Here is a 16922-nt window from a genome sequence, read left to right on the forward strand (position 1 = left end):
ACCCGCTGGAGGAGGCTGTCCCACCCGGGGCAGCCTCCTCCGCGCATCCGGGCACGACCCGCCCCCAGCGCCCTGAGCCTGTCGAAGGGCGAGCACGCCCCGACCCAACGCCCTGAGCCTGTCGAATGGCGAACACGCCGTGGGCACGCCGCACGCCCCCAGCGCCCTGAGCCTGTCGAGGGCGACTCCCGACGCCCGGTGCAGCTCGGAGCCCGCGGGGAGATCTTCACCACACCAGCGCTTCCGGCAGCGCCCGCTCCGAGCCCCTCGCGGCCCGCGCCGTCACCCGTTCCGGGGCGGCGCCGCTCGACGGGCGAGCCGCCGGGTTCTGTCGGGCGGCGGTACTAGTCTGTGGGGACGTCGTACGGGCGGGTCCGGTGGGTCCGCGAGGGTCGAACGAGAGGTGAGCTGGAGCAGCATGGCGGGGTCCGAGAACGACAGCTTCGTCCACCTGCACGTGCACTCGGAGTTCTCCATGCTGGACGGTGCCGCCCGGCTGCCCGACCTGTTCGCGACGGCCGAGAAGCACGGCATGCCGGCGCTGGCGATGACCGACCACGGCAACCTCTACGGCGCCTACGAGTTCTACAAGGCGTCCAAGAAGACCTCGGTGAAGCCGATCATCGGCCTGGAGGCCTACATCACCCCCAAGACCCACCGCAGCGAGCGCAAGCGGGTGCAGTGGGGCAAGGGCGGCGGCGACGACGTCTCCGGCGGTGGTGCCTACACCCACATGACGCTGCTGGCCGAGAACAACACCGGCATGCACAACCTGTTCAAGCTCAGCTCGAAGTCCTGGACGGAGGGCTACTTCTACAAGCCGCGCGCCGACCGGGAGCTGCTCAACACCTACGGCAAGGGCCTGATCGCCACCACCGGCTGCCCCAGCGGTGAGGTGCAGACCTACCTGCGGCTCGGGCAGTACCGCAACGCGCTGGAGTCGGCGGCGGAGTTCCGCGACATCTTCGGCGCCGGCAACTACTACCTCGAGCTGATGGACCACGGCCTCACCATCGAGAACCGGGTCCGGGCCGACCTGCTGCGGCTGGCCAAGGAGCTGCAGCTGCCGCTGCTGGCCACCAACGACCTGCACTACGTCCACCAGCACGACGCCGAGGCCCACAGCGTCCTGCTCTGCGTGCAGTCGGGCTCCACCATGGACGACCCGAACCGCTTCAAGTTCGACGGCGACGGCTACTACCTCAAGTCCCCGGCCGAGATGCGCCGGCTCTTCGCCGAGCTGCCCGAGGCCTGCGACAACACCCTCGAGATCGCCGAGCGCTGCCAGATCTCCTTCACCGAGGGCGAGGGCCGCTACATGCCCCGCTTCCCCTGCCCGCCGGGGGAGGACGAGACGTCCTGGTTCGTCAAGGAGGTCGACCGCGGGCTGCGCGAGCGCTACCCGGCCGGCGTCCCGGACGAGGTCCGCAAGCAGGCGGCCTACGAGGAGGAGGTGATCATCGGCAAGGGCTACCCGGGCTACTTCCTGGTGGTCTCCGACTTCATCCGCTGGGCCAAGGAGAACGGCATCCGGGTCGGCCCGGGCCGTGGCTCGGGTGCGGGCTCGATGTGCGCCTACGCGATGCGGATCACCGACCTCGACCCGCTCCAGCACGGGCTGATCTTCGAGCGGTTCCTCAACCCCGAGCGGATGTCGATGCCCGACTTCGACATCGACTTCGACGAGCGCCGCCGCGGTGAGGTGATCCGCTACGTCACCGAGAAGTACGGCGACGACCGGGTCAGCCAGATCATCACCTACGGCACCATCAAGGCCAAGCAGGCGGTCAAGGACGCCAGCCGCGTGCTCGGCTACCCGTTCGCGGTGGGGGAGAAGATCACCAAGGCGATGCCGCCGGCGGTGATGGGCAAGGACGTCCCGCTCAGCGACATCTTCGACACCAACCACAAGCGCTACGCCGAGGGCGGGGAGTTCCGCGCCCTGTACCAGGCCGACCCCGAGGTGCGCACGGTGGTCGACAAGGCCACCGGGATCGAGGGGCTGAAGCGGCAGTGGGGCGTGCACGCGGCTGGCGTCATCATGTCCAGCGAGCCGCTGGAGTCGGTCATCCCGGTGCTCAAGCGCGAGGCCGACGGCGCGATCATCACCCAGTTCGACTACCCCGGCTGCGAGTCGCTCGGGCTGGTCAAGATGGACTTCCTGGGCCTGCGCAACCTCACCATCCTCGACGACGCGGTGAAGAACGTCGAGCTCAACGCCGGGATCAGCCTCGACCTGGACGAGCTCAGCAAGGGCCTGGACGACCCCGCCACCTACGCCCTGCTCTCGCGCGGTGACACCCTCGGGGTCTTCCAGCTCGACGGCGGTGGCATGCGTTCGCTGCTGCGGCTGATGCAGCCGGACAACTTCGAGGACATCTCCGCCGCCCTCGCGCTGTACCGGCCCGGGCCGATGGGGGCGAACGCCCACACCAACTTCGCGCTGCGCAAGAACGGCCGCCAGCCGGTCGACTACATCCATCCCGAGCTGGAGGAGGCGCTCAAGCCGATCCTCGGCACCACCTACGGCCTCATCATCTACCAGGAGCAGGTGATGGAGATCGCGCAGAAGCTGGCCGGCTACACGCTCGGCAACGCCGACCTGCTGCGCCGCGCGATGGGCAAGAAGAAGAAGGAGGTGCTGGACGCCGAGTTCGTCAACTTCGAGAAGGGCATGCTCGACAACGGCTACTCCAAGCAGTCGGTCGAGACGCTGTGGAACATCCTGCTGCCCTTCTCCGACTACGCCTTCAACAAGGCCCACACCGCCGCCTACGGGCTGGTGGCGTACTGGACGGCCTACCTCAAGGCCAACCACCCGGCCGAGTACATGGCCGCCGTGCTCGAGTCGGTGAAGAACGACAAGGACAAGATGGCCATCTACCTGGCCGAGTGCCGCCGGATGGGCATCAAGGTGCTGCCGCCCGACGTCAACGAGTCCGAGGCCAGCTTCACCCCGGTCGGCACCGACATCCGCTTCGGCCTGTCGGCGGTGCGCAACGTCGGCGGTGCGGTCGTGCAGGGCATCGTCGAGGCGCGCGAGAAGCACGGCAAGGCCAAGGACTTCTACGGCTTCCTCGACAACGCCCCGCTGATCGTGTGCAACAAGCGGATGATCGAGTCGCTGATCAAGTCCGGCGCCTTCGACTCCCTGGGTCACCCCCGCCGGGCGCTGATGGAGGTCTTCGACGCCGCCGTGGACGAGGTCATCGACCTCAAGCGCAACGAGGCCAACGGTCAGGACGACCTGTTCGGGATGTTCGCCGACGAGAGCCCGATGGCGGCCAAGGTGGTGCCCGACGGGGAGGACTGGGACAAGCGGACCAAGCTGGCCTTCGAGCGGGAGATGCTCGGCCTCTACGTCAGCGACCACCCGCTGCAGGGCCTGGAGCACATCCTGGAGACCTCGCGGGAGATGTCGATCGGGCAGCTGCTGGCCGACGACGGCCCCCGCGACACCATCACCAGCATCGCGGGGATGATCACCCAGATCCAGCGCAAGACGACCAAGAAGGGCGACATCTGGGCCATCATCACCGTCGAGGACCTCGAGGCCTCGATCGACGTGCTGCTCTTCCCCAAGGCCTACGAGCTGGTCTCCACCGTGCTCGCCACCGACACCGTGGTGCGGGTCAAGGGCCGGGTCCGCCAGAGCGACGAGAGCGTGGAGATGATGGGTTCGGAGGTCACCATGCCCGACATCACCGAGGGGCCCACCGGTCCGGTGGTGATCTCGCTGCCGGCGACCCGCTGCACGCCGCCGGTGGTCCAGCAGCTGCGCGGGGTGCTGCAGTCCCACCCGGGGATGACCGAGGTACAGCTGCGGCTGTCCTCGGGCAGCCGGACCACGGTCTGGCGGATCGACCAGCAGCTGCGGGTGACGCCCTCGCCCCCGCTGATGGCCGACCTCAAGGCGCTGCTGGGGCCGTCGTGTCTGACCGTGTGACCCCGGCCCGCCCCGAGGCGGCGGGCGGCGAGGAGCCGGCCGCCGCGCCCGCACGGAGCCTGCTGAACCGGGTGACGCTGTTCGTGGCCGCCTGCCTGCTGGTCGGCGCGCTGTCCGGACTGGTGTGGTGGGCGGTGGTCGACCTGCCGGGCTACGTGATCGCCGCCGACGGACGGGCCGCCACCACCGAGCGCGGGCTGGCCCAGCACTTCGGCTCCGACGCCTGGTTCGTGCTCATCGGTGCGGTGGCGGGACTGCTGCTCGGCCTGGTCGCGTGGTGGCGGCTGGTGCGGATCGGGTGGCCGGTGATCCCCCTCGCGCTGGTCGGGGCGACCGTGGCCGCACTGCTGTGCTGGATGGTCGGCCACGCCCTGGGCCCCGGCGACTTCGCCGCCCGGCTCAGCGCCGCCCAGCCCGGCGAGACGGTGCCGATCCAGCTCACCCTGGGCGCCCCGGTGTCGCTGGTGGTGTGGCCGTTCTTCGCCACCATCCCGATCCTTCTGTGGTCCTCACTCGCCCCCGACGCCGAGCAGCCGGCGCCGCTGCTGGCCCGGCGCGCCCGCGCCGAGCGTCGCGGCCGGCACGAGGCCGTGGCCGGCGTCCTGCCCGGAGACCTGCCGTCGGGGAGCGCCTCGGCCCCGTCACCCGAGGAGCAGCAGGACGGTCCGGCTCCCGGACGGGCCCGCCGCGGCGCCGACGAGCGCAGCTGACCCGTCCGCGCCTCATCTCCTCCTCATGACCGTCCTGGCCCTCATCATCTGGCTCCCGCCGGTACCTCTGCGCCTGCTCCGGTGCGGGGGCTAAGAGGGGGGGCTAAGCGGGGGGCTACAAGGGGCTAAATCTGCGTCCACAGGGGCCAAAAGGGTCGTGGAGGGCTGGGGGTCGGGGGCGCGGAAGCCCTAGGTTCGCTGCGGGTGTCCGATGTCGTCGCGCGGGCACGTCGGTGCGGGTCCGTCATGAGGAGCGAAGTGAACAGTCGATCTCGGGCCAGGAGTGGTCACGCAGTCGAGTCCGTGCCACCGGGACGGAGGTGGGTGCGGACGGCTCTGGTGGGGCTGGTCGCCGGCGCCCTGAGCGGCACCTCGCTCGCCGTCCTGCCGGCCACGGCGGCGGTGGGTGACACGATCACCGGTGCTGCGTGGCAGGACTGGGACGCGAACGGGGTGTTCGACTCCTACGAGCAGTCGTTGGCGGGTGTGGAGGTGTACGCCTACGACCCCGACGGCAACGTCGCGGGGCCGGTCGAGACCGGTGCGGACGGCTCGTACGAGCTCGAGGTGACCTCCGACGCCGCCCAGTGGCGGGTGGAGGCCGACGTGCCGGACACCAGTCAGTGGGCAGCCTGGCGTGACGGGGCCAGCGGCTCGCAGAACCTCTCGACGGTCCAGTTCGTCACCTCGGTGCCGGCCGATGACGTCGACTTCTCCTTCCAGGTGCCCGACGCCTATGTGGAGAACGACCCGCTGGTCTACACGCCGATCTTCCGGTTCGGCACCTACGACGGTGGATCAGCGACCAAGACCGGGGCCTCGATCATGCCCTACAGCTCGACGAGCAACTGCAACACGCCACCGGTGGTTCAGGACCCCTGGGACCAGTGCGTGGTGCCGACCCAGGCCAAGGTCGACTTCAGCGAGGTGGGCGCCACCTACGGCTCCACCTGGCAGCGCGCCGCCGAGGTCGGCGAGCCGGGCACGGTCTTCACCTCCGCCTACCTGCGCCGCCACGCCGCCTTCGGCCCCGGCGGCCTGGGCGCCATCTACCAGGTGACCCCGAACGGCGACGACTGGGACGCCGCGACGGCTGATGCCGACGTGTACGTCGACCTGGTCGCCGAGGGTGTCGACCTCGGCCAGTCCGTCATCGGCGGCCGTCCCGACTCCGAGGCCGAGACGCTCGCCTCCGGCTACGACTGGACCCGCGACCCGCTGGCCTGGCCGAACATCGGCAAGGCCGGCATCGGCGGGATCGCCTTCAGCACCGACGAGCGGTCGCTGTTCGCGGTGAACCTGTACAACAAGTCGCTGGTCCGGATCGAGACCGGCAAGCCGGCCGTCGCCGATCCCGAGGTCACGGACATCAACCTGCCGTTCCTCGACGCCGACCCCGACCTGCGTCCGGCAGGGATCTCGGCCAACCCGATGCGCAACGAGATGTACCTCACCGTGACGGACACGGCGGAGTCCTCGCAGAACCGGTCGGAGCTGCGTGGCTACGTCTACCGGTTCTCTCCCGACGACCCGGTGGGCACCATGCAGCTGGCGCTCGAGTTCCCGCTCGACTTCGCACGCGCCGACATCGCCCCGACCATTGAGATGGACTACCAACCCTGGACCAACGACCAGGCCAAGTTCATCGCGGCCGGTGGTGGCAACCCCGCGAGCCTGGGCATCAATTTCAACCAGCCGGTTGTCGCCGAGGCCAAGTACCTGCACGGGAACCTTGTCATCGGCGTGCGCGACCGCACCGGTGACTCGGTGGGCTCGTTCGGCATGTATCTCGCCGACACCGGCACCGCTCAGGTCGGGTCCGTCCGCTCGAGCGGCGGTGTCTACCTCGCCGGACCGACCGCGGACGGCACCGGCTGGCAGATCGAGCAGGACGGCGTGGTCAACGGCGTCGACGGCGACGGTGCCTACAGCGAGGGCGACTCCGGTCCCGGCGGGTCCGGCTACTTCGACACCAGCTGGATCTACGAGAACACCGCGGCCTACCCGCCGCCGCAGCCGCACCACTCCGAGGCCCTGGGCTCGGTGGTCGTGCTGCCCAGCCGTGAGGACGGCATCCTGACCACCGGGCTGCACGTCGGCGACTACGGCAACCAGGTCGGCGTCCGTCGCCTCTACCAGGCGACCGGCGAGCACTACGACCCCAAGGGTGCGGTCATCCTGCAGGTCCGTGGGCCGCAGCCCGGTGAGCCGTTCGACGTCACCACCAAGGGCAACGGCATCGGTTCGATGACGATCATGGCCTCGACGGCGCCGATCGAGATCGGCAACTACGTCTGGTACGACGTCGACCGTGACGGTGTGCAGGACGCTGATGAGGCCCCGGTGGTGGGCGCGACGGTGAACCTGTACGCCGCGGATGAGGACGGGAACCGGACCGGGGCGCCGATCGCCACGGTGGAGACCGACCAGTACGGCCAGTACTACTTCACCTCCGGTGTACACGGTGTGCTGCCGAACACCCGGTACGTGATCGGCGTGGACGACGCGGCCGACTACGAGACCGGTGGGGTGTTGGAGGAGTGGGTGCCGACGGTGGCCGACACGGGTGATGAGAACAGTCTCGACCCGGATCGAAACGACTCCGACGGCATCGTCGACGAGGCCAACGGTCTCCCCTACATCTCGCTGACCACGGGTGATCTGGGCGACAACGACCACACGTTCGACTTCGGTTACTGGAAGTGGACTCCCGGCTTCGACAAGGAGCTGGTGTCGATCGTGGAGAACCCTGAGGACGATGGCACCTGGTTGATCACCTACGAGCTGACCGCCAGCAACGCTGGTCCGTCGCAGGGGGAGTACGACCTGTCGGATGACCTCACCGAGATGGGTGAGGGGATCATCCTGGAGGAGGCGACGGTCGCGGGGCCGGAGGACCTGCCCGAGGGTGTGGAGGTCAACGCCGGCTTCGACGGCGTGGACGACCAGCTGATCGTGGAGGACGTGCCGATCGCCGCGGAGGCCGAGCACGTGTACACCGTGACGGCGACGGTGTCGTTGGAGGCCGACGAGGCCGGTGCGGTGACGGTGCCGGTGGAGAACCTGACCTGCCAGCCTGCCGCCGGTGGTGGTTTCGAGGCGGGCAGCGGAGGCTTCAACGCCGCCACGATGAGCCCGACCGACAAGGCCGACATCGTCGATGAGGCCTGCCCCTCGTTGCCGGTGGTGACGATCGAGAAGGTGCTGGAGGGTGAGCCGGCTCCGGTGGCTGGTGAGCCGGGGATCTGGGAGGTCCGTTACCTGCTGACGGTCTCCAACCCGTCGGCGGTCGACACGGACTACGACCTGACCGATGAGTTCCGGTTTGGTGCGGGCATGACGATCGAGGAGGACTCGGTCTCGGTGGCCAGTGTTGATCCGGCCGGGATCGAGGTCTTGGAGTCCTGGAACGGTGTCGACGACACGGTGGTCGTGGAGGACGAGCCGATCACCGCCGGTGCTCAGCACACCTACTCGGTGACCGCCCGCTTCGCCCTCGATCTGGCGTCGGTGCCTGCTGAGCCGGTGAGCAGTGATTGTGAGCTGGGTGCGGGTGAGGACGGGACCGGGCTGCGGAACGAGGCCGGGGTGTCGTTCAACGGCTACACCGATGTCGATGACGCGTGTGCGGAGACCGGTGAACCGGAGATCGAGAAGTCGGTGGTGTCGGCTGAGCCGATCGGTGAGGGCCGGTGGGAGGTGGTCTACGGCGTCGAGGTGTCCAACCTGGGTGTGGAGGAGACCATCTATGACCTGGATGATGAGCTGCGCTTCGATGAGGCCGTGACGGTGGAGTCGGCCGAGGTCACCCAGGCCCCTGACGGTGTCACGCTGGTCGATCCGGCCTGGGATGGTGCCGCGCAGCCGCGGGTGGCAGACGATGTGGCTCTGCTGGGCAACGATGATGAGGGGTATGCCCCGCACAGCTACGAGTTGACCGTGGTGGCTGAGGTGCCGGTGGATCTGGTCGGTGCGGGCGGGATCGCGGCTTGTGTCGGTGGTGAGGGCAGCAGCGAGCCGGGGGCGTTGAACAACGAGGCGTCGATCGGGTTGGAGGATGAGCGGTCCAAGTCCGACGTCGCGTGTCCGCCGTTGCCGTCGTTCGAGCTGGCCAAGACGGTGGCCTCGGCCCCGGTGGCTGATGCTGATGGCACCTTCACCATCGACTACGACGTGGTGATGACCAACACCGGCGCGGCGGCGGGTGAGTACGACCTGTTCGACCAGCTGGACTACCCCGCCGGGGTCGAGATCACCGACGTCACGGTGTCGGAGACGGTGCCGGCCGGGCTCGAGGTGCTGGACGGGTTCACCGGTCAGGGTGCTGAGGAGCAGTCGGGAGAGAACCAGCTGGTCGATGACACCGAGCTGGCTGCGGGGGAGTCCCACACCTATCGGGTGCGGGTCTCGTTCGTGGTGGATGTCGATTCTGAGGTGATCGATCCGGCGCAGTTCAGCTGTGAGGTGGCCCCGGGTGCGGAGGGTCCGGGTGGTCTGGTCAACGGCGCGGTGGCTGACCACAACGATCTGGAGCTGGAGGCCGAGGTCTGCACCCCGCTGGAGCCGATGGGTGACCCCGTCCTGGACAAGAAGGTGCTGCTGCCCGGGGAGACCCTGGATGATGCTGGTGAGGTCACCGACACCCTCTATGACGGCAACGGTGATCCGCAGCCGCGTGAGGTGTCGGCCGGTGATGTGATCCAGTACGGCATCGTCGTGCAGGGTCATGACCGGTTCCCCTCCACCGACGTGTTCGTCGAGGACGCCCTCCCGGCTGGGGTGGCGTATGCCGGTGCCTACCAGGCGAGCCGTGGTTCCTATGACGGCACGACCTGGACGATCGGTGACCTGGCCGCCGAGGAGGTGGTCACGCTGGTGATCGATGTGACGGTGGAGCCGGCTGAGGACGGCACGATCGTCACGAACGTGGCCCAGCTGTCGGGGAACGGTCGTGAGATCGAGGACGACCCGAAGAACCCGGGCAAGGATGGTGGTCGTAACACCACTCCGGATGATGGGTATGACGAGGTGGACATCACCGTCCGCAGCGGCGACCCGGTGCTGGACAAGAAGGTGCTGCTGCCCGGGGAGAGTCTCGATGACGCGGGTGAGGTGACCGACACCCTCTATGAGGACGGCACCCCCCAGCCGCGTGAGGTCGCCCCGGGGGATGTGATCCAGTACGGCATCGTCGTGGAGGGTCACGATGAGTTCCCCGCCAGCGACGTGTCGGTGGAGGACGCGCTTCCGGCCGGGATCAGCTACGCCGGTGACTACGAGGCGAGCCGTGGTGACTACGACGGCACCACCTGGACCATCGGTGAGCTGGCCGCGGGTGAGACGGTCACCTTGGTGATCGATGTGACGGTCGAGCCGGCCGAGGAGGGCACGGTCATCACCAACGTGGCCCAGCTGTCGGGCAACGGGCGGGAGATCCCCGACGACCCGAAGAACCCGGGTCGTGATGGTGGCCGCAACACCACGCCGGATGACGGGTATGACGAGGTCGACATCACCGTCCGCGCCGGTGCTCCGTCGCTGGACAAGAAGGTGCTGCTCCCGGGCGAGACCCTCGGTGATGCTGGTGAGGTCACCGACACCCTCTACGACAGCGAGGGCAACCCGCAGCCGCGTCAGGTGCAGGTCGGGGATGAGATCCAGTACGGGATCGTGGTCAAGGGTCACGACACCGACCCTGCGGTCGAGGTCGCGGTCGAGGACGTGCTGCCCGCCGGAGTCGCCTACGCCGGTGACTACGAGGCGAGCCGTGGTGAGTACGACGGCAGCACCTGGACCATCGGTGATCTGGCCGCGGGTGAGGTGGTCACGCTGGTGATCGATGTGACGGTCGATGACGTCGCGGCGGGGGAGATCGTCACCAACGTCGCCCAGCTGTCGGCCAACGGTGAGGAGGTCGCCGACGACGGTGAGCGCGAGGGCCGTAACACCGACCCGAGCGACGGCTGGGACGCGGTCGACATCACCGTGGTCGACCTCGGTGCTGGTGGTGAGGAGTCGCCCGACGGTGAGGAGTCCCCGCAGGACGGTGGCACCACGCCCGATGGTGGGTCCGCGCCGGGCGGTCAGCTGCCCCAGACCGGTGCCCCGGCAGTCCTGCTGCCGCTGCTGGCCGGACTGGCCCTGGCCGGTGCCGGGACCACCCTGGTGATCCGACGCCGCCGCGGGACCGGCCTCTGAGCCGGACCCGGTAGCACCTCCCGCAGGGGTGCCGGCCACGCAGAACGCGTGACCGGCACCCCTGCGGCCGTCTCGAGGGGAGCCGCCGGCGGGGCTGATGAGCGCCTCGATCGGGCGGTCCTCGGACGGTACGGGCGCTGCGGGGCTGACGAGCGCGTCGAGTGGGCGGTCCTCGCGCGGAGGACACAGCGGGCCGACGAGCACGTCGGGGTGGGCGGCTGGTGGTCTGGGTCCGAGCGACCACAGGCCGTGCCACCACTCAGCCAGCGGGGAGGACCGAGGCTCGGTTGACGGAGTCGCACACGTGTTCGATTATGGAGAGGTGGGTGCCACTGCTTCTCCGCTGACCGGGTCGGTCCGTGCCGACCGGATCGCCGAGCTGCAGCAACGCGTGCACCAGATGCAGGGGACCGCGCTCTCCCAGCCGGTGCCCACCCTGCCCGCCCTGCAGCCGCTGCTCACCCTCCGCACCGGCGCCAGCTACGCGGTGGACTCGCCGGCCCTGGCGATGGCGCTGATGGCCGGGCCCTCGGCGGCCGGCTGGTGGTCGGCCGTGGTCGGGCTCCCCGAGCTCGGCATCGAGGCCGCGGCCGCCCTCGGGGTGGCGCTGGAGCGCACGGTGCTGGTGCCCGATCCCGGCGCGGCCTGGCTGAACGTGGTGGCGACCCTGGCCGAGGTGCTGCCGGTGGTGGTCACCCGCCCGCCGGCAGCGGTCGGCCAGCACGACGCCGCCCGGCTCACCGCCCGGCTGCGCCAGCGCGGAGCGGTGCTGATCGCCCTGGGCGACTGGCCCCGGGCCGACGCCCGGCTCCGGGTGGTCCGCTCGCGCTGGTCGGGGATCGGGGCCGGGCACGGCCACCTGGCCGGTGGGGTGCTCACCGTGCAGGCCCGGCGCGCCGACGCCCGGCGCACCGAGGCCGAGCTGTGCTGGCCCGACGCCTCGGCCGGGCTGCGCGCGCCCGAGCCCGGACGGCGTCCGGCACCCGACCTGACGCTGGTCGAGGCGGCCGGCTGATGACCGCGTCCGCCCCCCGCACCATGGTGGTCTGGTGCCCGGACTGGCCGGTGACGGCGCTGCTGGAGGAGGAGCGGCTGTCGGCCGAGCTGCCGGTGGCGGTGCTCAGCAAGGGCCTGGTGCACTCCTGCTCCCCGGCCGCCCGCGCCGACGGCGTCCGCCGCGGTCAGCGCCGCCGCGACGCCGTGTCGCGATGCCCCGAGCTGGTGCTGGTCGACTCCCAGCCCGAGCGCGACGCCCGGGTGTTCGAGAGGGTGCTCCGCACCGTCGAGGAGATCAGCCCCGGGGTGGAGGCGCTGCGCCCGGGGCTCGCCGCGCTGCCGGTGCCGAGCCGGTACTACGGCGGTGAGGCCGAGGCCGCGGCGGTGGTCGCCGAGCGGCTGGTCGCCACCGGCACCTGGGACTGCCGCTTCGGTGTCGCCGACGGGCTGTTCGCCGCCGAGCAGGCCGCCCGGCTGGCCGCGGTGCAGGACTCCCGGGTGGTGCCGCCGGGGGAGTCCGCCGCGTTCCTGGCCGGGCTGGAGGTCGGCGTCCTCGAGGATCCCGAGCTGGTCAGCCTGCTGCGCCGGATGGGGATCCACACGCTGGGCGACTTCGCCCGCCTGGCGACCGCCGACGTGGCGACCCGGTTCGGACGCACCGGCCTGCACCTGCACCGGCTGGCCCGCGGGGAGGACCGGCGCGGCAGCTCCGGACGCACCCCGCCGCCGGAGCTGACCCGCGAGGTCTCCTTCGCCCCCGGGCTGGAGACCATCGAGCCGATCGCCTTCAGCAGCCGCGAGACCGCCTCGCTGCTCGTCGGCGAGCTGTCCCGCCTCGGCCAGGTCTGCACCGGGCTGCGGATCGAGGTCGAGACCGAGGACGGCTGGCAGGGGTCGCGGCGGTGGTCGCACCCGCGGTGGTTCTCCGAGGTCGACGTCGTCGACCGGCTGCGCTGGCAGCTGCAGGCCGAGCCCGCCCCCGACCCGGTGCGCACGGTGCGTTTCGTGCCCGAGGTGGTCGAGTCGATGGGCAGCACCGGGGACGGGCTGTGGGGCAGCGCGCCCGACGAGCGGATCGAGCGGGGGATGGCCCGGGTGCAGAGCCTGGTCGGTTTCGACGGGGTGCTGACCCCCCGCGTCCAGGGCGGACGCCAGCCCGCCGAGCGTCAGCTGCTCAGCCCCTGGGGTGAGCAGGGCACCGCCACCCGGGCGGCGGGCCTGCCGTGGCCGGGCCGGATCCCGCCGCCGGCCCCCACCCGGGTCTTCGCCGAGCCCGCTCCGGCGCGGGTGCTGGCCGCCGACGGACGTCCGGTGGCGCTCACCGGGCGGGGTCTGGTCAGCGCCGAGCCGGTGGGTTTCCAGCCCGACCACGGGTCCCCGGTGGTGCCGGTCGAGGCCTGGGCGGGGCCGTGGCCGATCGACGCCTCCTGGTGGGACCCCCAGCACGCCCGGCAGGTCGCCCGCTTCCAGCTGGTCGGCACCGACGGCAGCGCCTGGCTCCTGGTGGTCGAGGGGGACCGCTGGTGGACCGAGGCCCGCTATGACTGAGCCGTCCGCGCACCGGTCGGGGGGTTGAGCATGGGCTACTTCAACCCCGATGTCCGCTGGGCCGAGCTGGAGCGTCGGCTGTCGGGCCGACGCCGCCGCGGGTCGGAGGCCAAGCCCTGGGAGCGCGACGGCGACGGCGCCCCCGGCTGGGAGCGTCGACCCCGCTACGAGGCGAGCCCCCGGGTCACCCGGCCGAGCGGCGCGACCGTCCCGTACGCCGAGCTGCACGCCCACTCCGACTTCAGCTTCCTCGACGGCGCCAGCGACCCCGAACGCCTGGTCGAGGAGGCGGTCGGGCTGGGTCTGACGGCGCTGGCGCTGACCGACCACGACGGGTTCTACGGCGCGGCCCGGTTCGCCGAGGCGGCCCAGGAGTACGACCTGCGCACGATCTACGGCGCCGAGCTCTCCCTGGGGCTGCGGACCCCGCAGAACGGCGTGGCCGACCCCGAGGGCGAGCACCTGCTGGTGCTGGCCGAGGGCGTGACGGGCTACCACCGGCTGGCCGGGGCGATCACCGACGCCCAGCTGCGCGGGGACGAGAAGGGACGGCCGCTGTACCGGCTGGACGAGCTCGCCGAGCAGGGTGCCGGGCACTGGACGGTGCTCACCGGCTGCCGCAAGGGCGCGGTCCGCCGGGCGCTGGAGACCGGTGGCCCGGAAGCAGCCGGACGGGAGCTGGGCCGGCTGGTCGAGCTGTTCGGCCGCGACCACGTCGTCGTCGAGCTGACCGACTCCGGTCTGCCCACCGACTCGGTGCAGCACGACGCGCTGGCCGCCCTGGCCTCCCGGCACGGCCTGCCGCTGGTCGCCACCAACAACGTGCACTACGCCCGCCCCGACGACTACCGGCTGGCCAGCGCGATGGCCGCGGTGCGGGCCCGGCGGAGCCTGACCGAGATGGACGGCTGGCTGCCCCCGCCGACCGCGCACCTGCGGTCGGGGGAGGAGATGGCCTGGCTGTTCCGCCGCTTCCCCGCCGCGGTGCCGGCCACGGTCGAGCTGGCCGGACGGCTGGCCTTCGACCTGCGGGCCGCCTCACCCCGGCTGCCCCAGCTGGACGTCCCCGAGGGCCACACCCCGCTCAGCTACCTGCGCGAGCTGGCCGAGCGCGGCGCCGACCGGCTCTACCCGGGCAGTGCCCGCGCCGGGGCGCAGGCGCGGCTGGACAAGGAGCTGGCCGTGATCGGGGCCAAGGACTTCCCCGGCTACTTCCTCATCGTGCGCGACATGGTCGCCTTCGCCAAGGAGCGCGGCATCCTCTGCCAGGGCCGCGGGTCGGCGGCCAACTCGGTGGTCTGCTACACCCTCGGCATCACCGCGGTGGACCCGATCAAGTTCGACCTGCCCTTCGAGCGGTTCCTCGCCACCACCCGCGACGAGGAGCCCGACATCGACGTCGACTTCGACTCCGAGCGCCGCGAGGAGGTGATCCAGGAGGTCTACCGCCGCTACGGCCGGCGCAACGCCGCGCAGGTCGCCAACGTCATCGCCTACCGGCCGAAGTCGGCCGTCCGCGACATGGCCAAGGCGCTCGGCTACTCCACCGGCCAGCAGGACGCCTGGTCCAAGCAGATCGACAGCTGGGGCGCCGTCGCGGTGGAGGGCCAGGAGCACGACATCCCCGCCGAGGTGGTGGCGCTGGCCGACCAGCTGCTCAAGGCACCCCGCCACCTGGGCATCCACTCCGGCGGGATGGTGCTGACCGAGCAGCCGGTCGGCGAGATCTGCCCGATCGAGCGGGGCCGGATGGACGACCGGACCGTGCTGCAGTGGGACAAGGACAGCTGCGCCTGGATGGGGCTGGTGAAGTTCGACTTCCTCGGCCTGGGCATCCTCAACGCGATCCAGCAGACCTTCGACCTGGCCGAGCAGTGGCTGGGGGAGCGGTGGGGGCTGGAGACGCTGCCCAAGGAGGAGGCCGGCGTCTACGACATGGTCTGCCGGGCCGACTCGGTCGGGCTGTTCCAGGTGGAGAGCCGGGCCCAGATCGGCACACTGCCCCGGCTGCTGCCGCGCCGGTTCTACGACCTGGTGATCGAGGTGGCGCTGATCCGGCCCGGACCGATCCAGGGCGGGGCGGTGCACCCCTACATCCGGCGCAGCACCGGCCGGGAGCCGGTGAGCTACCCGCACCCCGCCCTGGAGCCGGTGCTGGAGCGCACGCTCGGCGTCCCGCTGTTCCAGGAGCAGCTGATGCAGATCGCGATGGCGGTCGGCGGCTGCACCGGTGACGACGCCGACCTGCTGCGCCGGGCGATGGGCTCCAAGCGCGGGGTGGAGAAGATCGAGCGGCTGCGGGCCCGGTTGTTCGAGGGGATGGCCGAGCACGGCATCACCGGTGACCTGGCCGACGACATCTACGACCAGATCCAGGCCTTCGCCAACTTCGGCTTCGCCGAGAGCCACGCCTGCAGCTTCGCCCTGCTGGTCTACGCCTCGGCCTGGCTGAAGCTGCACTACCCGGCCGCCTACCTGGCCGGGCTGCTGCGGGCCCAGCCGATGGGCTTCTACTCCCCGCAGTCGCTGACCGCCGACGCGCGCCGGCACGGGGTGGTGGTCCGCCGTCCCGACATCTCCCGCTCCGGGGCCGAGGCCGGGCTGGAGCTGCTGGAGGACGACGCCGACCCCGCCACCCCGGCCGGGCGGGCCGTCCCCACCGGGAGGGACGCCTGCCTGGAGCGCGACCAGCCGCCGGTGCCGCCCTTCGTCCGCGGCACCCCCGACCCGACCCCGGCCCACCGGCGCGACGGGGCCTGCGCCGTCCGGCTGGGGCTGACGTCGGTGCAGGGGATCGGTCCCGAGCTGGCCCGGCGGGTGGTGGCCGAGCGCCGGCGCGCCCCGTTCACCTCGGTCACCGACGTGGTCCGCCGCACCGGGCTGACCACCGCGCAGGCCGAGGCGCTGGCCACCGCCGGCGCCTTCGACTGCTTCGGCCTCACCCGGCGCCAGGCGCTGTGGAGTGCCGGGTACACCGACAACCCCGACCTGCTGGAGGGCACCGCGATCGACGCCCCGCCGCCGGAGCTGCCGGGGATGAGCTCGATCGAGACCACCCTGGCCGACCTGTGGGCGACCCGGATCTCCCCCGACGACCACCCGCTGCAGCACCTGCGGCCGGCCTTCGACGACCACGGCATCCTGCCGGTCAGCCGGCTCGGGCCCGAGGTCCACGGCCGCCGGGTGCACGTCGCCGGGCTGGTCACCCACCGGCAGCGTCCCGGCACCGCCGCCGGGGTCACCTTCCTGAACCTCGAGGACGAGACCGGGATGCTCAACGTGGTCTGCTCCCCGGGGCTGTGGCAGCGGTTCCGACGGGTGGCCCGCGGCACCAACGCCCAGCTGGTGCGCGGCACCATCGAGCACCGCGACGGCGTCACCAACCTGGTCGCCGACCGGCTGGAGCCGCTGGTCAACGCCTTCCCCGAGACCGCGGCGATGCTGCCGCGCCGCCACGTCTCCCGCGACTTCCGCTGACTTGCGCACCTGGGCGCCGGTGCTGCCCACCGACCGGCTGCCCGGGC

At 71.2% G+C, this 16922-nt stretch carries 6 protein-coding genes; all 6 read left to right on the plus strand.

Annotation, left to right across the window (positions count from 1 at the left end; genetic code table 11):
- Positions 1–418: 418 nt before the first annotated feature.
- The 6 genes from dnaE to DT076_RS01230 all read left to right on the plus strand — a co-directional run bounded on the left by dnaE (position 419) and on the right by DT076_RS01230 (position 16875).
- Positions 419–3946: a DNA polymerase III subunit alpha gene (gene dnaE, locus DT076_RS01205; RefSeq protein ID WP_114125191.1), complete on the plus strand. Its 3528-nt coding sequence runs from the start codon at positions 419–421 to the stop codon at positions 3944–3946.
- Positions 3931–4656 (plus strand): hypothetical protein, encoded by a 726-nt coding sequence (locus DT076_RS01210; RefSeq protein WP_147264025.1) that lies wholly within the window; start codon positions 3931–3933, stop codon positions 4654–4656. Before dnaE ends, DT076_RS01210 begins: the two co-directional genes overlap by 16 nt.
- 324 nt (positions 4657–4980) lie before the next feature.
- Positions 4981–10854, plus strand: a complete 5874-nt coding sequence (locus DT076_RS01215; protein WP_147264026.1) for an SdrD B-like domain-containing protein — start codon at positions 4981–4983, stop codon at positions 10852–10854.
- A 322-nt stretch (positions 10855–11176) separates the two neighbouring features.
- Complete coding sequence (locus DT076_RS01220) at positions 11177–11869, plus strand: hypothetical protein (RefSeq protein ID WP_114124822.1); 693 nt, start codon at positions 11177–11179, stop codon at positions 11867–11869.
- Positions 11869–13398 carry a DNA polymerase Y family protein gene (locus DT076_RS01225; RefSeq protein WP_114124823.1) on the plus strand — a complete coding sequence of 510 codons (1530 nt, stop codon included), beginning with the start codon at positions 11869–11871 and terminating at the stop codon, positions 13396–13398. Before DT076_RS01220 ends, DT076_RS01225 begins: the two co-directional genes overlap by 1 nt.
- A 30-nt stretch (positions 13399–13428) precedes the next feature.
- Positions 13429–16875, plus strand: coding sequence for an error-prone DNA polymerase (locus DT076_RS01230; RefSeq protein WP_114124824.1), 3447 nt, complete (start codon positions 13429–13431; stop codon positions 16873–16875).
- The last annotated feature ends 47 nt before the right edge of the window (positions 16876–16922 follow it).

The organism is Desertihabitans brevis, from assembly GCF_003327535.1.
In the GTDB taxonomy this organism is placed as follows: domain Bacteria; phylum Actinomycetota; class Actinomycetes; order Propionibacteriales; family Propionibacteriaceae; genus Desertihabitans; species Desertihabitans brevis.